This window comes from Ramlibacter monticola (genome assembly GCF_016722785.1).
Taxonomy (GTDB): Bacteria; Pseudomonadota; Gammaproteobacteria; order Burkholderiales; family Burkholderiaceae_C; genus Ramlibacter; species Ramlibacter monticola.
This window is the reverse complement of record NZ_JAEQNE010000004.1, coordinates 24,514-44,059: the sequence shown is the minus strand read 5'-3', so window position 1 is coordinate 44,059 and position 19,546 is coordinate 24,514. Positions and strand designations below refer to the sequence as shown.

Annotated in this window: 20 protein-coding genes; 7 read left to right on the top strand and 13 right to left on the bottom strand. The window is 71.7% G+C overall.

From position 1 onward, the window contains the following. Window positions 1-5: 5 nt before the first annotated feature. From JJ685_RS16880 to JJ685_RS16870, 3 genes are all read right to left on the bottom strand, one after another. Window positions 6-707, bottom strand: a complete 702-nt coding sequence (locus JJ685_RS16880) for a response regulator transcription factor (RefSeq protein WP_201675490.1) — start codon at window positions 705-707, stop codon at window positions 6-8. Window positions 708-989: 282 nt separating this feature from the next. Further along, window positions 990-1,208 (bottom strand): hypothetical protein, encoded by a 219-nt coding sequence (locus JJ685_RS16875; RefSeq protein ID WP_201675489.1) that lies wholly within the window; start codon window positions 1,206-1,208, stop codon window positions 990-992. A 64-nt stretch (window positions 1,209-1,272) separates the two neighbouring features. Then, on the bottom strand, window positions 1,273-2,673 hold the full coding sequence (locus JJ685_RS16870) for a sensor histidine kinase (RefSeq protein WP_201675488.1): 1,401 nt from the start codon (window positions 2,671-2,673) through the stop codon (window positions 1,273-1,275). Window positions 2,674-2,724: 51 nt separating this feature from the next. Here JJ685_RS16870 and JJ685_RS16865 point away from each other — a divergent pair, with 51 nt between their 5' ends. Beyond that, on the top strand, window positions 2,725-3,678 hold the full coding sequence (locus JJ685_RS16865; protein WP_330901790.1) for an alpha/beta fold hydrolase: 954 nt from the start codon (window positions 2,725-2,727) through the stop codon (window positions 3,676-3,678). On the opposite strand, the gene JJ685_RS16860 is transcribed toward JJ685_RS16865, so the two are convergent. After that, window positions 3,635-5,326 (bottom strand): mechanosensitive ion channel family protein, encoded by a 1,692-nt coding sequence (locus JJ685_RS16860; protein ID WP_201675487.1) that lies wholly within the window; start codon window positions 5,324-5,326, stop codon window positions 3,635-3,637. The two genes, JJ685_RS16865 and JJ685_RS16860, sit on opposite strands and share 44 nt — an antisense overlap. 151 nt (window positions 5,327-5,477) lie before the next feature. On the opposite strand from JJ685_RS16860, the gene JJ685_RS30535 reads away from it, so the two are divergent. Both JJ685_RS30535 and JJ685_RS16850 read left to right on the top strand, forming a co-directional pair. Continuing rightward, window positions 5,478-8,855: a DUF748 domain-containing protein gene (locus JJ685_RS30535; RefSeq protein WP_201675486.1), complete on the top strand. Its 3,378-nt coding sequence runs from the start codon at window positions 5,478-5,480 to the stop codon at window positions 8,853-8,855. 35 nt (window positions 8,856-8,890) lie between these two features. Next, window positions 8,891-10,900 (top strand): M1 family metallopeptidase, encoded by a 2,010-nt coding sequence (locus JJ685_RS16850; RefSeq protein ID WP_201675485.1) that lies wholly within the window; start codon window positions 8,891-8,893, stop codon window positions 10,898-10,900. 7 nt (window positions 10,901-10,907) lie between these two features. Here the strand turns inward: JJ685_RS16850 and JJ685_RS16845 are convergent, their stop codons facing one another. Continuing rightward, complete coding sequence (locus tag JJ685_RS16845; RefSeq protein WP_201675484.1) at window positions 10,908-11,114, bottom strand: hypothetical protein; 207 nt, start codon at window positions 11,112-11,114, stop codon at window positions 10,908-10,910. Window positions 11,115-11,274: 160 nt separating this feature from the next. Between JJ685_RS16845 and JJ685_RS16840 the strand changes: the two genes are divergently transcribed. After that, the gene (locus JJ685_RS16840) at window positions 11,275-11,874 is read left to right on the top strand and encodes a M15 family metallopeptidase (RefSeq protein WP_201675483.1); all 600 of its coding nucleotides are present in this window, start codon (window positions 11,275-11,277) and stop codon (window positions 11,872-11,874) included. Between the two features lie 130 nt (window positions 11,875-12,004). Further along, window positions 12,005-13,084 (top strand): SMP-30/gluconolactonase/LRE family protein, encoded by a 1,080-nt coding sequence (locus tag JJ685_RS16835; protein WP_201675482.1) that lies wholly within the window; start codon window positions 12,005-12,007, stop codon window positions 13,082-13,084. A 115-nt stretch (window positions 13,085-13,199) separates the two neighbouring features. On the opposite strand, the gene JJ685_RS16830 is transcribed toward JJ685_RS16835, so the two are convergent. The 3 genes from JJ685_RS16830 to JJ685_RS16820 all read right to left on the bottom strand — a co-directional run bounded on the left by JJ685_RS16830 (window position 13,200) and on the right by JJ685_RS16820 (window position 15,300). Continuing rightward, window positions 13,200-13,592 carry an HU family DNA-binding protein gene (locus tag JJ685_RS16830; RefSeq protein WP_201675481.1) on the bottom strand — a complete coding sequence of 131 codons (393 nt, stop codon included), beginning with the start codon at window positions 13,590-13,592 and terminating at the stop codon, window positions 13,200-13,202. A gap of 161 nt (window positions 13,593-13,753) precedes the next feature. Beyond that, a complete protein-coding gene (locus JJ685_RS16825; RefSeq protein WP_201675480.1) occupies window positions 13,754-14,017 on the bottom strand; it encodes a GIY-YIG nuclease family protein in 264 nt (87 codons plus the stop codon). Next, entirely contained in the window at window positions 14,014-15,300 is a 1,287-nt protein-coding gene (locus JJ685_RS16820; protein WP_330901789.1) for a BaiN/RdsA family NAD(P)/FAD-dependent oxidoreductase, read from the bottom strand. The genes JJ685_RS16825 and JJ685_RS16820 overlap by 4 nt, the downstream gene beginning before the upstream one ends. Window positions 15,301-15,332: 32 nt before the next feature. Here JJ685_RS16820 and JJ685_RS16815 point away from each other — a divergent pair, with 32 nt between their 5' ends. After that, complete coding sequence (locus JJ685_RS16815) at window positions 15,333-15,884, top strand: hypothetical protein (RefSeq protein ID WP_201675479.1); 552 nt, start codon at window positions 15,333-15,335, stop codon at window positions 15,882-15,884. A gap of 37 nt (window positions 15,885-15,921) precedes the next feature. On the opposite strand, the gene JJ685_RS16810 is transcribed toward JJ685_RS16815, so the two are convergent. Together JJ685_RS16810 and JJ685_RS16805 are read right to left on the bottom strand one after the other, a co-directional pair. Beyond that, window positions 15,922-16,218 carry a hypothetical protein gene (locus JJ685_RS16810; RefSeq protein WP_201675478.1) on the bottom strand — a complete coding sequence of 99 codons (297 nt, stop codon included), beginning with the start codon at window positions 16,216-16,218 and terminating at the stop codon, window positions 15,922-15,924. Between the two features lie 260 nt (window positions 16,219-16,478). Then, the gene (locus JJ685_RS16805; RefSeq protein WP_201675477.1) at window positions 16,479-16,868 is read right to left on the bottom strand and encodes a hypothetical protein; all 390 of its coding nucleotides are present in this window, start codon (window positions 16,866-16,868) and stop codon (window positions 16,479-16,481) included. Window positions 16,869-17,081: 213 nt separating this feature from the next. On the opposite strand from JJ685_RS16805, the gene JJ685_RS16800 reads away from it, so the two are divergent. Continuing rightward, window positions 17,082-17,714, top strand: coding sequence for a hypothetical protein (locus JJ685_RS16800; protein ID WP_201675476.1), 633 nt, complete (start codon window positions 17,082-17,084; stop codon window positions 17,712-17,714). Window positions 17,715-17,740: 26 nt separating this feature from the next. Here JJ685_RS16800 and JJ685_RS16795 read toward each other — a convergent pair whose 3' ends face one another. The 3 genes from JJ685_RS16795 to JJ685_RS16785 form a co-directional block, all read right to left on the bottom strand. Beyond that, on the bottom strand, window positions 17,741-18,556 hold the full coding sequence (locus JJ685_RS16795) for a YhjD/YihY/BrkB family envelope integrity protein (RefSeq protein WP_201675475.1): 816 nt from the start codon (window positions 18,554-18,556) through the stop codon (window positions 17,741-17,743). Window positions 18,557-18,600: 44 nt separating this feature from the next. Continuing rightward, entirely contained in the window at window positions 18,601-18,885 is a 285-nt protein-coding gene (locus tag JJ685_RS16790; protein ID WP_201675474.1) for an HU family DNA-binding protein, read from the bottom strand. A gap of 86 nt (window positions 18,886-18,971) precedes the next feature. Beyond that, window positions 18,972-19,397, bottom strand: coding sequence for a response regulator (locus JJ685_RS16785; protein ID WP_201675472.1), 426 nt, complete (start codon window positions 19,395-19,397; stop codon window positions 18,972-18,974). Window positions 19,398-19,546: the final 149 nt, after the last annotated feature.

The window sequence follows — 19,546 nt, the reverse complement described above, 5'->3', positions numbered from 1 at the left end:
GGCTCTCAGCGGAACAGGCTCACGAGGTGCGAGCGCGACTTGACGTCCAGCGCCAGCAGCAGCGAGGACACGTAGTTCTTCACCGTGCCGAGCGCCAGCCGCATCTCGTCGCTGATCTCCTGGTTGGTGCAGCCGGAGAGGACCATCTCCATGATCTCGAGGTGCCGCGGCCCGAGTTCGGCCACCCGGTCGTACAGCGCGGAGGAAGGAAAGCGCGGGAACAGCGCGTGGCTCGAAGCCATCGTGCGGGTCTGCGGCGCGCCCTGCGGCCACAGCAGCGCCGACAGCATGTCGCGCAGCTCCGAGGCCACCGCGCCCTTGGGCACGTAGCCGACGGCGCCGAGCGCCCGCGCCTGCCGCACCACGAATTCGTCCTGCGTGGCGCTGAAGATCGCGACGCGCGCGGCCGGATGCGCGTGCACGAACTGGCGCAGGCCCTGGAGCCCGCGGCAGTCTGCCAGGTTCAGGTCCAGCAGCACGGCGTCGATCGGCTCCTCGCGGGGATAGATCTCCAGCGCGTCCTGCAGCGAGCTCGCCTCGATCCATTGCAGGGGCACGCCCTGCAGTTCGGTGTAGCAGGCCTTGACGCCGTAGCGCACCAGTTCGTGGTCGTCGACCAGCAGCAGCTTGCGCGGCTGCAGCGACGGGGCGCCCGTCGTGAAGTGGATGGCCCTGCGGTCCGTGATCGGGGTGAAGGCTGCAGTCATCGGCTTTCTCCTGAGGCGCGGCCCGTCGGGATCGCACCCGTCCTGCCGCACGCCGCATTTATAGAAGCGGACCCTCCCGACTTCCCACGCCTTAATGGGTGAGGCCTGTGCACTAACGCACGCGGCCGGCGGCCCTCCGACGGGAGAAGGTCAAAAAAAGGGCCGCAGCCGCAGCAAGGCATGTGCAACCGCTGTGAATGGGCGCGCCGCAGCGGCGTGCTGCATGACGCGCGCAGGGACGCGAGCCATCGCAGGACGCGCGATGGCTCGCGTCCCTGCGTTTCAGCGCATGGAGGTCGTTACGCCCGGAATGTTTCGGTCACACGTGTAAGGAGCGCCTGCGGCGAGCTGCAGATGCTCGTCGAGCAGGCGCTGGTACGCGCAGCGGCATTCGGGTTCGTAGGGAAGCCTGGAAGCGAGTTCCAGCAGCTCGTTCTCGAGGGCGTGCCGGTGATACCGGTCGCGGATCGCCTCGATCCAGTGCGTGCGAGAGAACAGCATGCCGCACTCTAGCCGGTGCGGGCGGGCGCTGCATGCTCAGCAATGAGTCGTTACGCGGTCGAGGCTAGGCGTAACCCTCGACCGTCATGGGCAGGCAGGCCCGGACCAGGGTGCCATGCCCGGGCGCGCTGCTCACGCTCACCGACCCGCGCAGCAGTTCGACCCGCTCGCGCATCCCCGCAAGGCCGAGGTGCTGCGTCGCGTCGACCCCGGCCGGATCGAAGCCGCAGCCGTTGTCGCGCACGTCGAGCCGGATCGATTCGGCGTCGCAGGCGATCGCGACCTGCAGGCACGACGCCGCGCCGTGGCGCAGCCCGTTGCCCAGCGCCTCCTGGATCAGGCGGTACATGGTGATCTTCACCGGCCAGCACGGCTGCGCCGCCTCGCCCTCGTGCGAGAGCGCGATGCGGGAGCCCGTCTTGCGCTGGAAGTCCTGCACCGCGCGCGCCGCGATCTCGACCGCATCGAGCCGGTCGATCTCCGGCACCTGCAATCCCGTGGAGGTGGCCCGCAGCTCGCGCAGCGCCGACTGCAGCGAACTGCGGATCATCGGGATCTCCTCGGCGATGCGCGCGCCCGCCTCCGCCGGCGCGGACCCGCCCCAGCGCTCCGCCACGGACTCGAAGCGCATCAGGCCGAGCGCCAGGTCCTGCGCGGCGCCATCGTGCAGGTCCGCGCCGATGCGGCGCAGGAACTTCTCGTTGAGCGTGGTGGTGCGCACCGCGGCCAGCCGGATGCTCTCGCTCAGCGCCTGGTTCTGTTCGACCACGGCGGACAGCTCGCGGATCTTGGCATTCAGCTGGTCGCGCTGCGAGGCGATGGTCTCGCTCCCGCGATGCACGACGCCGAACAGCAGCAGGTACATCGCGAGCATGCTGCCGCCCACCACGAGCCAGCTGGCCGCCTGCGCCAGTAGGATCTCCTGCGCGAGCTCCGCCGTGGTCTGGTAGAACTCGGCGGCCGCCAGCACGGTGCCGAGCCCCTCCGCGTGGACCGGGCTGTAGGTTTCGATGAGTCGACTCCAGTGCGGGCGCTCCAGCTCGTTCTCGCTTTCGTCGAGATCGCTGATGCTGGTGTGGACGCGACCCTCGAGCGCCTCGCGCAGCCCGTCGTCGACCGGGAACTCGCGCCCGATGAGCGTCGGATTGGTGCTGTAGAGGATGCGGCCGCCGCGGCTCCAGATCTTGAAGGCCACGATCTTGCGGCCGAGGGGCGTGTCGGTGAGCAGCCGGTCCAGGGCCGCGCGCCGGTCCGGCGGCAGTTCGCTGCCGGTGGCCAGCGTCTGGAGATGCGGCGCGATGAAGCTGTCGACGTAGAGGCTGGTGACCGCCGCGAGCCGGTGGGTGACGGCGCGCTCGATGGCCTGGCCGACGTACCATCCGATGACCAGCATGCCGGCCAGGACGATCGGCAGGCTGGCAACCAGGAATTGCCGGGACAGGTTGAACGGGCGGCGGGCGCGCATGGTGGTTCCTGCGACGGTAGCGCTGCAGCGGCCCCTTGAGGAGGCACCAAAGTGCCAACATCGAACGAAAGCGTAGCTCGTCCGGCCCCCCGCGAAGGTGCCGCGGCCGCCGCCGGCATCGTGCACCGGCTCCCGGTGGGCGGCGGGCATGTCCTGCACGTGGAAGAGCACGGCAACCCTGCCGGGCTGCCCGCCCTGGTGCTGCACGGCGGCCCGGGCTCGGGCAGCTCGCCGCTGCAACGGTCCTTCTTCGACCCGGCCCGCTACTGCATCCTCTGCCCCGACCAGCGCGGCGCCGGCCAGAGCACGCCCCGCGGCCGCATCGAGGACAACACGCTGGCCCACCTGCTGGCGGACCTGCGCCTGCTGCGCCAGCACCTGCGCATCGGGCGCTGGCTCGTCGTCGGCGGCTCCTGGGGCGCGACGCTCGCGGTGCTCCACGCCGCCGACCAACCCGAAGCCGTGTCGGGACTGCTGCTGCGCAATCCCTTCCTGGCACGGGCCGCGGACATCGGGGCGTTCTTCGCGGCTGCCGGCCTGCCCGAGTCGATCGTCCACGTGTTCGCCACCGGCCCGGTGGCCGCGCAACGCGCCGCCGCCGCCCGCTGGTGGGACGCGGAGCAGCGCCTGGAGGGGCGCGATCCGGTGCCGCCGGCGGACGCGGCGAGCCTGGCCCGGCTGGTGGATCGCTATCGCGTCCAGAGCCACTACCTGCGGCATGGCTGCTGGTTGCCTTCCGAAGGCCTTCCCGCCTGCTGCGAGCAGGTGCCGGCGATCCCCGTCGTGATCCTGCAGGGGGAAGACGACGCGATCTGTCCGCCGGAGGGCGCGCAGGTGCTGCAGCGGGCCTTGGGCGCGCGGGCCACCCTGCGCCTGGTGCCCGGCGCGGGCCACGATCCGTCGCATCCCGCGATGGCCGCGGCCATGCGCGAGGCGCTGCGGACCTTCCCGTCCGGGCCGCTCACCGCCGGGCTTGCGGAGCCTCCGCCAGCCGCACTTCCTTGAGCGCGGCCGCCTCGCGCGGCGGCACCGGACGCGCGTGCGCTTCGTCGCGGGGGGCGCCGTCGATGGCAACCCACTGGGCCGGCTGCGCGAAGCCGCTGCCCACCGACTCGATGAGCGCGGCGATCTTCAGCAGCAGTTCCTCGCGCACCGTCTGGAACTCCGCGTCGTCGGCGCTCTGCACGTAGGCGAAGAGCTCCAGTTCGATCGCCTGCGCGCCGAAATCGACCAGCCGGATGCGTCCCCCCGGCTCGAGCCGCGCCTCCTCCTGCAGCAGCGCGCGGGTGCCCTCGAGGATGCGCTGCAACTGCCCCACCCCGGTGCCGTGCCGCAGCCGCAGGATCCTCTGCAGCAGGATCTTCTCGCGGGTGGCGAAGTTCTCGATCCCGGCCTGCGCCAGCACTCCGGCCGGAATCGAAAGCAGCGACTGGTCGGCCGTGCGCAGGCGGATGGAGCGCAAGGTGATGTCCTCGACCCGGCCCACGCGATTGGAGATGCTGCACAGGTCCCCGACGGCCAGCGCCTTGTCGCTCAGCAGGAAGACCCCGCCCAGGAAGTTCTCCACCGTCTTCTGCGCGCCGAGCGCCAGAGCCACCCCGCCGATGCCCACCCCCGCGAGCGCGGTCTTCATGTCGAGGCCCGCGATGGCGAGCACGGCGAACACCGCCACCAGGGCGACGGTGACCTTGAGCACCCGTTCGCCCAGCAGCATCAGCGACTGCGTGCTCGCGCGGTTCTTGCCCCACGCGATGGTGCGCGCCCGCGCGAACGCGAGAGCCATGACCCTTCGCGCCAACCAGGCCACCGCGATGACCAGGAGCGCCATGTTCACGCGCCCATGGGCGTAGCGGAAGGTCACGGGAAGCCCGAGGGTCGCCGTCGCGCCCAGGTGGATGGCGAGCGCGATCGCCGAGATGGCCGGCCAGCGGACGGCGCGTTCCCACGCCTCCAGCGCGAGCCGGTGCGACGGATGGCGCAGCAGCGCCGCGGCGAGGCGCGCGCCCACGCGGGAGAGCAGGGCCAGCAGCAGGACGGGCAGTACCAGCGAGGCCACCAGGGCGATCCACTGCCCCCACGAGATGCCGAAGGCCTCATTGTCCGACAGGGCATCCGGCATCACGCCCTCGACCCACGTCGGCGCGGCCAGGCGGCGCAGCTCGGGCACGCGGGCCAGCGTCTCGGAGGAGATCAGCCAGATGCGGCCGGCCTGCGGGTCTTTCACCCGCACCAGCACGATCTCGGCCTTCGTGTTCGCGATGGCCAGCGGGCCGACGGCCTCGCGGTCCACGGGGAGCCCGTCGGTGAGGTTGCCGTCCGGCGCATCGCTGATGCTGTTGATGGCCTGGCTGAAACTGCGCTCCACCAGTTCCTTGAGGTCGTTCACCAGGGCCTCGGCATTCCGCCGCTGCCCGGACGTGGTCTGGAAGTAGCGCAGTGCGGCGGTGGTGTCGTCGCGCTCCGCCGCGCGCATGAACTGGACGATGGTGCCGCGCGGCGTATTGCGGCCGAGCGGATCGGGCGGCTGTTCCTGGGCGGGCGGCGCCGCCGGCGGGGCCTTGCCGCGGACCTGGGCCTCGGCGGCGAAGGACAGGACGAGCGCCAGCAGCACCGCCGCGGGTGCCCACCCTGGACCTCGCGCAAACGGTTTCATGGAGGGGAAGCGCCACGCCCCCTCTGGCGGGGGGTGGAACGCCGCATGCTGCGTCGCGGCAGGAGGGCAGGACATTGGACCAAGGTCCCATGCAAAGGGCTTCGCGGCCCCCCCGGTGCGGGACTATCCTGAACCGGTGAAGCCGAGATGGATGTACTGGGCTGCGGGTGGGGCCGGAGCCGTCGCCTTCTACGCGGCCCTGGGTTTCTGGGCCGTGCCCGCGCTTGTTCCGGCTCTCGCGGCGCGCCACGCGCAGCAGGAACTCGGGCGCGAACTCTCCTTCGGGGACCTGCGCTTCAACCCCTTCACGCTGCGCCTGGAAGCTTCCGACGTGCGGCTGCGCGACCGCGACGGCAGCGACCTGCTCGCGGTCGGCCAGCTGGTGGCCGAGGCGCAATGGCGTTCGGTGACGCGCGGCGCCTGGTCCTTCGCCGAGCTGAGCCTGGCGCGCCCCGCGCTGTGGCCGCGCATCGCGCCGGACGGCGACTTCAACTTCGTGCGCCTCGCGGCCGACCTGCGCGGCAACAGCCCGCCCAAGCCGGACGGCCCGCCGCCGCGCCTGATCGTCGAGAAGATCGCCGTCGAAGACGGGCGCGTGGACTTCGACGACCGGCGGGCCGGCTTCCACAACGTGATCGCGCCGATCGCGTTCCGACTCGACCGCTTCAGCACGCTGCCGGAGCAGAGCCACGACGAGGTCCTGAGCGCGCGCATGGGCGAGGGCACCGTGCTGCGCTGGAAGAGCCAGTCGAGCCTGCAGCCGCTCCGCGCCGGCGGCGAACTGATCCTGGAGAACGCGCCGCTGCCCGAGTTCTCGGTCTACCTGAAGCCGTTCGCGCGCGCCGCGCTGGCCGCCGGCCGGCTCGATGCGGTCGTGCCCTACACCTTCTCCTATGCGCAGGGCCGGACGGAGGCGCGCATCGCGGGCGCGCGGGTAGCCCTGCGCGAAGTGGGCATCGCGCACGAAGGCGCCCGCGACAGTTTCGCCGCACTGGGCAAGCTGGAACTCTCCGGCATCGAGGCCGACCTCGCACAGCGGCAGGCCTCGGTGGCGCAGGTGAAGGCCTCGGACGGGCGGCTCGTGCTGCGGCGCGACGAGCACGGCGCGCTCGACCTCCAGTCGCTGATGGTGCAGGCGGCCGGGCCCGCGGCCAGCGTGCCCGTCGCCACGACGACGCTGCCGGCGGACTGGCGCGTGAACCTGCCCGAGATCCTGCTGGAGCGCATCGCGCTGCAGGTGACCGACGAATCGATGACGCCGCCGCTGGTGCTGGACGCGGGCGAGGTGGGGTTGCGGCTGGCCGTGGCCGCGAACCAGGTGAACGGCAAGACGCAGGTGCAGGTCTCGGGCGCCAGCCTGGACGCCGCGCGCCTCGCACTCGCGAGCGGCACGCACGCCTTGCAGATGCGCCGCCTCGCCGTGTCCGGCGGCAGCGTCGACCTGCAGTCGCGCAAGGTCGGCATCGAGAAGGTGCTGCTCGATGGCGTGCAGGCGGAGTTGCGGCGCCGCGCCGACGGCACGCTGGACCTGTTCTCGACGAAACCCCGCACCGCCGCGGCCGTGCGCACCGAGATCGCGGAGCAGTGGAACGTGCGCACCGGCGAAGTCGCGCTGCAGGATTCCACGCTGCACGTGGCCGACGAGGCCACCGGCCTCGACCTCCAGGTGCAGGACATCGCCTTGGCAGTGGAAGGCGCCGGCACCGACCTGGCCCAGCCCCTGCCCTTCCGCGCCGGGCTCGCGCTGTCCACCGGCGGGCGGGCGGCCACCAAGGGCCGGATGGTGCCCGCCACCGGCGCGCTCGAGGCCGACGTGCAGGTCCAGGACATCGCGCTGGCTGCGCTGCAGCCGCTGCTCGCGCAGCACGTGCGCTTGAAGCTGACGAAGGGCACCGCGTCGGCGCGCGGGAAGGTGCTGGTGGGCGCCGCGGGCGCGCCGGGCCGCGCGAAGGCGCCCCAGTTCCAGTACGAGGGCACGGCCCACGTCAGCGGCCTCGCGCTGCACGAGGAAGACGGGGATCTGTTCGCGTCCTGGAAGGACGTGGGCACCGAGCGCCTGCGCGCGAGCGTCTCGCCGAACCGGCTGGAGATCCCCGAGCTGCGCGTCACCGGCGCCTACGCCAAGCTGCTCATCGACGAGGATCGCAGCATCAACGCCGCGCGCCTGCTCACGAGGGAGCCGGCGCAGCAACCCGCGCCCAAGCCCGCGCCGGTGGCGGCGAAGGCGGCCGCGGCCGAGGCGTTCCCCGTGCGCATCCACCGCGTGCGGCTCGAGGACGCCAAGGTGGACTTCACGGACCTCAGCCTGCGGCCGCAGTTCGCGGCCAACATCTACGAGCTGCAGGGCGCGATCAACGGCCTGTCGACGCAGCGCGATGCACGCACGCAGGTGGAGCTCGATGGCCGCGTCGACGAGTTCGGGCTGGCGCGCGTCCGCGGCGAGTTCAGCGCCTTCGCGCCGAAGGAGGACACCGACCTGCAGGTCGTGTTCCGCAACGTCAACATGGTGCCGGCCAGTCCCTATTCGATGAAGTTCGCCGGCTACCGGATCGCCGAGGGCCGGATCTCGCTGGACCTGGGCTACAAGGTGAAGAGCGGCCGGCTCGAAGGCAAGAACCAGGTCGTGATCGACCGCCTCACGCTGGGCGAGCAGGTCGAGAGCCCGGACGCGCTGAAGATCCCGCTGCAGCTCGCCCTCGCGATCCTCACCGACAGCAACGGCCGCATCGACCTCGGGCTGCCGGTGTCCGGCAGCCTCGACGACCCGGAGTTCAGCTACGCCGCGGTGGTCTGGAAGGCGCTCGGCAACGTCCTGACCAAGATCGTCACGGCGCCTTTCCGCGCGCTGGGCGCCGCCCTCGGCATCCAGTCCGAAAACCTCGACGCGATCGAGTTCGACCCCGGCAGCGCGAAGCTGCTGCCCCCCGAACGCGAGAAGCTGCTGCAGGTGGCGCACATCCTGGAGAAGCGCACGCAGCTGAAGCTCGCGGTGCCGGCCCCCTTCAGTGAAGCGGCCGATGGCGCCGCGCTGCGCCGCAGCGCGCTGCGCGCCGACGTGACGCGCCTCGCCGGCATCCAGGTGCCTCCGGGGCAGGAGCCGGGGCCCATCGACGTCGAGGACCAGGCCGTGCGCGTGGCCCTGCGCGACCTGTACGCGCAGCGCTTCGGCAAGGAGGAACTGGCGAAGGCGCTGGCCCCGCCGGGTCAGACGGCCCCCGCGGCGGCGCCGCTCCTGGCGGGCGCGACCCGGCCGGCCACGCCCGCGCAGGGCCTCGCCATGGGCGCGCCGGGCGAGCCGCAGGAGGCCGAGGCGGCGCGGCAATACGCAGCGCTCCAGCGCCGGTTGGAGGAAACGCAGCCCCTGCCCCCGGAGGCGCTGCAGCGCCTGGGCGAGCAGCGCGCCATGACCATCGTCGAAACGCTGCTGGCGAGCGGCGTGGCGACGGAACGGGCGAGCTCCACGCCCGCCAAGGCGATCGAAGGCAGCGCCCGATCGGTGCCCGTCTCGCTGGAGTTGTCGAGCCGCTGACGCGGGGCGCGGGGCCGCCGCGACAATAGCGGACCATGCTGCGCCCTTCCTTCTCCTTCCTGCGCGCGGGCTGCAAGCTCGTCGCGCTGTGGATGCTGGCCACCCTGCACGCGGCGCTCGCCGCCGTGCCCCACCTGGAGCTGGAGGTGACGCTCGATCCCGCGAGCCGCCGCCTCCAGGCCACGGCGCGCCTGAGCAGCGATCGGCTTCCCGACTTCACGCTGCACCCGCGGCTGGCCATCGCGCGCGCCACCGTGGACGGCAACGCGGTCGCGCCCGCGGCCCTGCGCCGCCTGACGCTCGCGCCGGGCGAGCATCGCTACGTGCTGGAGTACACGGGCACGCTGCCGGCCCTGCCCGCCGGCTCGCAGCAGTCGGCCAATCCCGCCTCCTTCTATGCGGCGCCGGAAGGGAGCTACCTCGCCCCGGAGGCACGCTGGTATCCGGATCCCGGCGTGGCCTTCACCTCCACGCTGAAGCTGGACCTGCCGGCCGGCCAGAAAGGCCTCGCCCCGGGCCGGCAGGTGCGCGCCTCCACCGAAGGCGGGCGCTGGACCGCGGAGTACGCCTTCACGCAACCAACCGAGGGCGTCTGGCTCATGGCCGGTCCCTACGAGGTGGCGCAGCAGGCCGCGACGCTGGCCGACGGCTCGGTGGTCACCGTGCGCACCTGGTTCCCGCCGGAGATCGCCGAACTCGCGCCCGGCTACCTGCAGGACAGCGTGCGCTACCTGCAGCGCTACAGCCGCGCGATCGGCCCCTACCCCTACGGCGACTTCAGCATCGTCTCCAGCCCCCTGCCGCACGGGCTCGGCATCCCGAGCCTCACCTACCTCGGGCGCGACGTGCTGCGCCTGCCCTTCATCCGCGCGACCTCGCTGGGCCACGAGGTGCTGCACAACTGGTGGGGCAACGGCGTGGTGCCGGACTGGCGCAACGGGAACTGGTCGGAGGGCCTCACCACCTTCCAGGCCGACTACGCCTATCGCGAAGACCAGGGCCCGGAGGCCGCGCGCGCGATGCGGCTGGAGTGGCTGCGCGACCTGGTGGCGATCGCGCCGGCCGACGAGACCGCGGTCGCGGCCTTCACCTCGCGGCACCACGGCATCTCCTCCGTGATGGGCTATTCCAAGCCCGCGATGATGTTCGTGATGCTGCGCGACGAGATCGGGCCGGCGGCGTTCGAACAGGGGCTGCGGGCGTTCTGGCAGGCGCATCGCTTCCGCGCGGCCGGCTGGAAGGAACTGGAGCAGGCCTTCGCGCAGGCCGGCGGCCGCGACCTGTCCACCTTCTTCGCGCAATGGACGAAGCGCGCCGCATCGCCCAGCCTGGCGCTCGCCGCGGCCGGACCCAACCGCGTCCGCGTGACCCAGCAGGGCGAACCCTTCGACCTGCTGGTGCCGCTGCGCGTGCAGCAGGCCTCGGGCGCCACGCGCGACCTGGCGGTGCGGGTGCGCGAGCGCGAGACCGTGGTCGACCTGGCGGCCCACGGCGTCTCCGACGCGGCTGCAGTAACGCTGGATCCCGAACTGCGGCTGTGGCGCCGCCTGGCTCCCGCTTCGGTGCCGCCGATCCTGCGCGAGGCCTTCATCGCGCCCCGGGTGCAGATGCACGTGACCAACGGCGACGCGGAGTGGATGGTCGCGGCGACGGCGCTGGCCGAGCGCGCGCTGGATGCGAAACCGACCGTGGTGGCGGCCGAGGCCCTGCTCGCCACGCCGCAACAGCCGGCGTTCGTGGCGGGGGACCGGGCGGGCCTGGTGAAGGTGCTGGCACAGCTAGGCCTGGGCTCGCTGCCGCAGGTGCTGGTGCAGGAAGGCGCGGGGGCCGATGGGGCCCTGAAGGGCACGGCACGCGCCTGGGCGGCGCGCACGGAGAACGGCAAGTCTTTCGTGTTCGTGCTCGCCGACACGCCCGCTGCGCTGGCGGCCCTGCAGCGCGGCCTGCCGCACTATGGGCGGCAGAGCTGGCTGGTGTTCCAGGACGCGCGGATGGTCGCGCAAGGCGCCTGGCCGGCCGTCATCGCGCCCGTGCCGCTGCGCTGAGCGCGGCTCATTCTTCGCACGGCTGCGCCATGGCTTCCGGGCTGTTCTGCCCGGCCCAGCCAGGCGCCGGGCGCCATTCGCCCGGCGCCTGGACCGGCTGGATGCAGGGGCCCGCGGCGCCGACCTGCTGACGCTGCAGCGACTGCGAGGACACGCGCAACAGCCACTCCCGTCGCTCCCGCCTCGCCTCGACTGCTGCCGTGCCCATCTCCATCCTCCATCCGTCCTGCTCGATGTGAACATTGCCACCGCGCCCGCGGCTGCGGCGGCGGAGGAGGCCCCCATCTGCCGTAGGCGCGCAACAGGGCCGGTGACAGCAAATGCCGGCGGCCATGCGTCGCGCCCGGACATTCGCCCGACGGTATCCTCGCCGGATGCGTTGCGAAGACATTGCCTCGAATCCCGATTTCCGGCACCTCTCCAGCATCGAGGGCATCGCGGTCGACCTGCGCTATGCCGGCGTGAACAACTTCGTCGGCCGCAACCTGTACGGTTCGCTCGACTGCGCCTGGGCGCATCGCCTGGCCGCGGAAGGCCTGGAGCGCGCGGTGGCGCTGCTGGCCGCCGAAGCGCCCGGCCACCGCCTGCTGGTGCTGGACGCCGTGCGGCCCCACCGGGTCCAGATCCAGCTCTGGGACCACCTCGAAGGAACGGACCTGCGCCAGTACGTGGCCGACCCGGCCCGCGGTTCGATCCACTCCTTCGGCATGGCGGTGGACATCACCCTGCAGGACCCGCAGGGCCGCGAGCTCGACATGGGCACGGGCTACGACGAGATGCGCGAGCTGTCGCACCCCAAGCTCGAAGTGAAGCACCTCGCCACCGGCGAGCTGTCGCCGGCCCAGCACCGCAACCGGCAGTTGCTGCGCGGCGTCCTCGGCCGTGCCGGCTTCAACGGCATCGACAACGAGTGGTGGCACTTCGAGATGCTCGATCGCCAGCACGTGCGGCAGCACTTCACGCGCGTCGACTGACACCTCCTCCGGCCTTAGTCATCCCGCTGGTTGACGCCCCGCGGGGGCAGGACTAGTCTCGCGCGCGCCGGGCAATCACCCCCTTGCCGTCCTTGACGCCGTTGGGCCACCAGGGAAAGGAGAGGCACTCATGGAGATGATGGACAGCAGCAAGCGCGGCTTCCTGCGCGCAGCGGCCGCTTCGGTGGCGGCCGCGGGTGGCGCCGCCCTCGCGGCGGGCACCGACAAGTTCGGCCGCGACCGCGACTGGACCGGCAAGGAGACGGTGACGTATCCGGAGCCGGCCTTCGAGGTGCGGGACCGGCGCTTCGGCGGCCGCCAGGGCAATGCCACGCTGCAGCGCATCTGGCACGGCATGGGCCACGACGCCGCGCTGTGGTGCGAAGGCCCGGTGTGGATGGGCGACTGGGGCTGCCTGCTGTGGAGCGACATCCCCAACCACCGCGTGCTGCGCTGGTCGGAGGACGACGGCCACGTCAGCGTGTTCCAGCCGGAGTCGGGCTACTCGAACGGCCATTCGCGGGACCTGCAGGGCCGCCTGATCGCGATGGAGCACGACACCCGCCGCGTGCGCAGGCGCGAGTACGACGGCACGTGGACGGTGCTGTGCGACAGCTTCCAGGGCCGCAAGCTCAACGCGCCGAACGACGCCGCGATCCACCAGGACGGCTCGATCTACTTCACCGATCCCGGCTACGGCATCATGGGCCCCTACGAGGGCCACAAGGCGGAATTCGAGCTGCCCACGCGCGTCTACCGCATCGACCCCGCGGGGCAGGTGAGCATCGCCGCCGAAGGGCCCATGCGCCGTCCCAACGGGCTGTGCTTCTCGCCCGACTTCAAGACGCTGTACGTGGCCGACACCGGCGCCACCGACGGCCCCAACAACCCGGCGAACGTCATCGCCTTCAACGTGAGCGGCACCGCGCTGTCGGGCCCGCGCGTGTTCGCGGACTTCGCGCCGGGCTTCTGCGACGGCATCCGCTGCGACACCGAGGGCAACGTCTGGTGCAGCTGGGGCTGGGGCGGCCCCGACACCAACGGCGTCCGCGTCCACCATCCCAGTGGCGCGCTGCTGGCCTTCCTGCACACGCCGGAAGTCATCTCCAACCTGACCTTCGGCGGCACCAAGCGCAACCGGCTGTTCATGACGGGCAGCACATCGATCTACGCGCTGTACGTGAACGCCGTGGGCGCCGCCCTCGGCTGAACCCCCTCCGTCGCCGTTCCCGCGCAGGCGGGAATCCAGGGCGTCAAAGGAAGAAAGCGGCCCGCGGGCCGCTTTCTCTGCATCCCCGCCTTCACGGGGACGACGGTGCCTGGACTCAGGCGGCCTTGCGCAGGGCCGGCTTGGCAGCCTTCGCGGCCTTCTTGGCCACCGGCTTCTTGGCGACGGCCTTCTTCGGCGCGGCGGCGGCCTTCTCCGCCTTGCGCTTGGCGAACTTGGCGTCGACGGCGGCCTTGAAGGCGGAGCCGGCGGTGAACTTCGGCACCTTGGCGGCGGCGATCTTGATCTTCGTGCCGGCTTGCGGGTTGAAGCCCGTGCGCGCGGCGCGGGCGACCTGCTTGAACGAGCCGAAACCGACCAGCGACACCGCGCCGCCCTTCTTCACGGTGCCGACGATGGCATCCAGGATCGTGTCCAGCACGCGGCCGGCTTCGGCCTTGGACAGGGCGTGCTTTTCAGCGATGGTTTCAACGAGTTCGATACGGTTCATGTCTGACTTCTCCGGAAATGGCACCTGAGTTGCGCAGGTGGCTGTTCGGGTGAACAGCAGGGCGAGTGTACTGACGCAGGCTCGCGCGAAGCCTCTGGTGACGCGCTGTTTCGCCAAGGTGTGTGCCTCGCGCCACAGCCGGAGCGCATTCGCGCGCGATGCTAGTCGTGCGCGAAGAAGGCGGGCTTGTCGCCGCGCGGCAGCGCCTTCAGCCGGAGTTCCGCGCGCAGCGCTTCCGACTTGCTCGGGTACTCGCGCGCGGCCAGCACGCGCAGCGGAGGCCGCGCGCGAGTGAACTTCGCGCCCACCCCGAACAGATGCTGGAAGAAGCGCCGCTCCACGTCCAGCGCGACGCCGGCGTAATACACGCCGCCTTCGCATTCGAGCAGGTAGAGCCAGTACGGAGAGGCTTCGCTGCCGCTCATGGCCCGCGCGCGCCTCCCGCGGCGCCGTGCTGCCGCAGCCAGTGCGCCGCGCCGAACCCCGCGACGCGCCCCGTGGCGAAACTGGCCGTGAGCAGGTAGCCCCCCGTCGGCGCCTCCCAGTCCAGCATCTCGCCGGCGCAGAACACGCCGGGCGCGGCGCGCAGCATGCCGTGCGCGTCGAGGGCTTCGAGCCGCACGCCGCCCGCCGTACTGATCGCCTCCGCGATGGGGCGCGCACGCGAGAGCGTGAGCGGAAGCGCCTTCAGCCCAGTGGCGAGCGCGACGGGGTCGTTCAACTGCGGCGGCGTCAGCAGCTCGTGCAGCAGCGCCATCTTGAGCCCCGCCACGCCGAGCCGGCTCTTGAGGTGCGTGGAGAGGCTGCGATGTCCGCGCGCATGCGTGGTTTCGGCCAGCACCTGCGCCGGGCTGTGCTGCGGCAGCAGGTCGAGGATCCAGGTGGCCTGCCCCCGCGCCGCGATCTCGTCGCGCAGCGGCGCCGAGAACGCGTACACCAGGCTGCCTTCGACGCCGGTGTCGGTCAGCACGAACTCGCCCTGCACGTCCTGCGACGGCGCCTGCGTGGACAGGCGTGCCGCGACGGGCTTGACCGGGTGGCCGGCGTAGCGCTCGCGCAGGAGAGCGGTCCAGCCCGTGCCGCCCGGGCGCGTGGGCGCCACGTCGAAGCCGCAGTTGGCAGGCCGGAGCGGCGCGATGTCGACGCCGCGTTGCGCCAGCAGGGGCGCCCACGCGCCGTCGGAGCCCAGGCGCGGCCAGCTCGCACCGCCCAGGGCCAGCACGGTGGCGTACGCCGCGTGGGTGGTGGGGCCCGCCGGCGATTCGAACACGAGGGCGCCGCTTTCCGGCTCCCACCCGGTCCAGCGGTGGCGTGTGTGCAGGCGCACGCCGGCCGCGCGCAGGCGATGCAGCCACGCGCGCAGCAGCGGCGCGGCCTTCATGTCGGTGGGGAACACGCGCCCCGAGGTGCCCACGAAGGTGGCGATGCCCAGTTCGGCGGCCCAGCGCCGCACCGCGTCGCCATCGAAGGCCGCAAGGGCGGCCCGCAGCGCATCGGCGCGTTCGCCATAGCGGCGCAGGAAAGGCTCGGTCGCTTCGGAGTGCGTGAGGTTGAGGCCTCCGCGCCCGGCGAGCAGGAATTTGCGGCCCACCGAAGGCATCGCGTCGAACAGGTCGACGGCCGCGCCTTCGCGGGCCAGCACTTCGGCCGCCATCAGGCCGGCCGGTCCGCCGCCGACGACGGCGGCGCGCAAGGGAGAGGAAGTCACCCGGCGATTGTGCGGGCATACTGCGTCCCGCCATGCCACGGGTCCGCCTCGCCCTCTTCGCGCTCGCGTGCGCAGCCCTCGCGCCGGCGCGCGCCGACGACTTCGAGGCGTTCAGCACCCGGGGCCTGCCGCGCTCCGCGGGCATCGACGTGCGGGTCAGCCGCCCGGCCCACTGGAAGAAGGTGCCGCTGGAGGACGACATGGCGCTGGCCGAATTCCGCGGCGCCGAGGGCCGGCTCACGGGCATCCTGCAGATCGGCCGCGGCCGCCAGCGGCGGGACATGGAGTCGCTCTGCCGGCCCGAGCGCGCTCGCACGATGCTGCAGAACCTCAGCGCGCAGGTGCGGGACGCACGGGTGGTGGAGGCATTCGCCAGGCCGCGCGAGGGACGGCCGGCCTTCGAGATCAGCTACGAACGCAACGAGCCCCCCGACTTCCTGCGGGTGCGCAGCGTGATCGTGTGCCTGAAGGACAGCCAGCTGCTGGTGAGCTGCGGAGCGTCCGGCGCGGTGAAGTCCGCGCTGGCGGAGATCGAGCCGGTCTGCCGCCGCGTACTGGAGAGCCTGTCGGTCTCGGAGCAGTGATTTGAGCGGTCGCGCGCCCTGCGTGCGGGCGGCGCGATCAGATGAGGCAGGGTCCCGGCGCGCGGGAGGCGCGCGGCATGGCGCGCACGGTGTCCTTCGAGGGCTGGATCAACCCCGCGTCGTGCAGCAACCGGATCGCCTGGTCCAGCTTTTCGTGGGCGGCGTGGCGCAGCCAGGCCGCCTCGCGCATCAGGTCCCGCGAGGGCGGCGCGGCCCCCTCGCAGTCGTGGCGATGCCAGGCCTCGGTCACTTCGCGGTCGAGGGCCCGCGAAACGGCATCCGCTTCCTTCCACGCGTCGTAGGCCTCGTCGATGGGGTCGTTCATTTCTTGCATGGCTGCCTCGCCGCTCCTTGATGGAATCGGGGCCGGATGCCGGTGAGCCATCCGGCCCCTTGCAGGACCCCCAGGACGAGCCTCGAGGCCTTTGCAACGCTTGCCCGGCGCAGTCGCCGGTACCTTGTCTTGCAAAGGGCAATGCAAGGGTCGGGCCTGCACAGGCGCCTCCATTTCAGCCTGTTTGCGCGAAATCCAGGGGCGCAAGGTGGGGAAAGTGGGGACCCCGCTGGGGGAATTCACCCAAGCGTCGGCCGACCTCAGGCGTCCAGCGCGGGGCTGGACAGGCACACGACGTTCCAGCTCGCGAGCAGGGCCTCGGCCACATAGAAGCCCGCCAGCCACACGGAGCCGTCGATGCCCATGCCCGTCGCCACCGCGAACGCGGACAAGAGCACCACGCCGGCGACGTTCAGGACCATCGCGAGGTGCGCCAGCCACGCCGGCGCATCGGCCTCGCTGCCGGCCAGGGCAGTGGCATAGGCCAGCGCGGGAACCCCCACGTGGACGGCCTCGTGCACCGCACCATCCGTCGCCAGCACGAACGCCGCGGCCGCCAGCGACGCGATCAGCGACAGCAGGTTCAGCAGCCTCTGGGCGGGCACCATGGAGCAGGAACCGCCGCGCCTCGACGCCTGCCTGGACCTCATGAAGTTCCTTTCTCCGTCCCGACCCAAGTGGCTGCCGCCGGCCGCAGCACAAGTCCGCCGCGGGCGCAACCGGGCGTCCGAAGCCCCTGACGCGCAGGGCCCACGGGGCGGGGCACCTTTACACGCCCGCTGCGGTCGCTCCCCTTGCGCCACGGCACGGCGAGGCGTATGAACGCCTGTCAAGGCGATGTTGCATGCCTGATGGAGAGTCGCGTGAAGACACTGCTCCTTTCCCTCGCCTGTGGTGCGGCGCTGGCGGGTTGCGCTTATCCCTACCCCTACTACCCCTACTACCCCGGCTACCCCGGCTACCCCGGCTACGGACCGTACGGTTATCCCGCGTACGGCACCTATCCGAGCTATCCCGTGTCGCAGAATCCGCAGGCCACGGCCCCGTCGACCGCGACACCTTCGGCGGCGGGCAATCCGCAGGTGATCCAGCCGGGCGTCCAGCAGGGTGTCCCGTCGACCGTTCCGCCCTCGCCTTACGCGGCGCCGTATCCCTATCCGTACCCCTACGGCTATGCGTACGGCTACCCGTACGGTTACCCGTACTACTACGACCCGTACTACTACAGCCCGTACTGGTACTCGCCCTTCTGGTTCTCGGCCGGCTTCATCTGCTGCTCGGATGGCGGGCACCACCACCACCACGGCCATGGGAACGGGTACGCGCATGGCAATGGCGGCGGGACCTGGTCGGGGGGCGGCGGCGGCCAGTCCGTCCAGTCGATCGGCTGGCGCGGCGGTGGCGGCGGCAGCATGGGCGGCAGCATGGGCGGCGGCTGGCGCGGCGGTGGCGGCGGCATGGGGGGCGGCATGCGAGGTGGCGGCGGCCGGCGCTGAAGCAGGCGCGCCACCGGCGCAAGCGCTCAGGCGCGGCGCCCGCTGGCTCCGCCGGCGCGCGGCAGGTTCGCGCTCACCAGCGCCGCGGCCAGCGTGACGAACCACGAGTAGTACACCCACACCAGGAAGGCGAGCAGCGGCGCGAAGGCGCCGTACACGGTGCGGTAGGTGGGCGCGCTGGCCAGGTACATGGCAAAGCCGCGCTTGCCGAATTCGAAGGCCGCACCGGCGAGCAGCCCGCCCGCGATCGCATCGCGCCGCCGCACGTTCGCATGCGGCACGAAGCGATAGAGGCACGCGAAAGCGGCCGCGCCGAGCACCACCGGCCCCACATTGAGCGCATGGCCGAGCCACGGCGGGCGCGCGCTGATCGCGTCGGTCGAGGCAGCGAGCAGCGACGTCGTCGCCCACAGGCTGGCGCCCACGAGCACCGGCGCCGTGAGCAGCAGCGCGGCATAGAGGCCGAGGCGCCGCAGCAGCGGGCGCGGCTTCCTCACCTTCCAGATCCGGTTGAGCGCGTTCTCCACGCTCAGGAGCAGCCCGAGCGCCGACAGCACGAGGAACAGGGAACCGGCCAGCGTGAGCCCGGCGGCATTGCCGGTGAACTGCGCCAGCTGCTGCAGGACCGCCTTCGTGATCTCCGGCGGCAGCAAGGCGCGCAGCAGGTGGTCGCGCAGGGCCTCGCCGGTGCGCCGCAGCGCGGGGACGCGCGTGAAGAACGCGAAGCCCACCACCAGGACGGGCACCACCGAGAGCACCGTGGTGAAGGTGAGGCCGCCGGCGCCCTGCGCCAGGCGTTCCTCGCGGCCCCGCCGCAAGATCAGGCTGATCAGGTTGGACATACCCTCGCCATGCGGTGCGGGACCGCGCGAGGAAGCTGAGCCGATCAGGCCTTGGAGGTGTTCACCATCGCCTTCAGCGCCGCCGCCGGCGAGAACTTCACGCTCTTGCTGGCCGCGATCGTGATCGCCTCGCCGGTCTGCGGATTGCGCCCGGCGCGCTCGGCGCGCTCGGCCTGCTTGAAGGTGCCAAAGCCCGGGATGGCCACTTCGCCGCCCTTGGACAGCTCTTCGGAGGTGATGCGGACCAGGGCGTCCAGCGCGCGCGACGCGGCGGCCTGGGAAGTTTCGGTGGCGGCAGCGAGTGCCTGCACGAGCTCAGTCTTGTTCATTTCATCGAGGTTGGTGATTCCGGGCGGCGAGAGTGTAGTTCACGCATGCGGTGCCAGAGGGCTCCGTACGTTTGGCAACGGTCCGTCTAGCCCGTCCCGGCGACGAGCGCGCGGATCCAGCGGACGAAAGCTTCCGTCTCGTCCTTGTGGAACATGGCATCGGCGCCGAGGCGGGTGCAGTGCTGGCGCAGCACGGGGGACGCATAGCCGCTGAAGACCACGATTTTCGCCGCCGGATTGAGTTGCTTGCAGTGGGGGATCACGCCCATGCCCGAGCCGGCCTCCAGGATCAGGTCCAGCACGGCGACGTCCCAGGCAAGCGGATGCTCGTCGATCCACAGCTTCGCCTCGCCTTCGCTGCTGGCCGTTCCGACGACTGCCACATGGCCCATCACCGCGAACAGCTCCGCCATGAGATCGCGCGTGCCCAGCAGGTCTTCGACGACGAAGACGCGCACGTCCGCGCCGGGAGGCGACCGCGCGGGGGCATCGGGTACTGCGTTGTCCTGCATGAGGGCTCGCACGGCGCACGGGGCGAGGCTGACACCGTAGCACGACGGTTCGCGCCGAAGTTGCGCGAAACCCTGTAAGCCAATGAAACGCGTGTCGCATCGTTGCGCCCCCTGCCGGCCGCACTCCCCGGCGCACTCGTTGCAGTGGA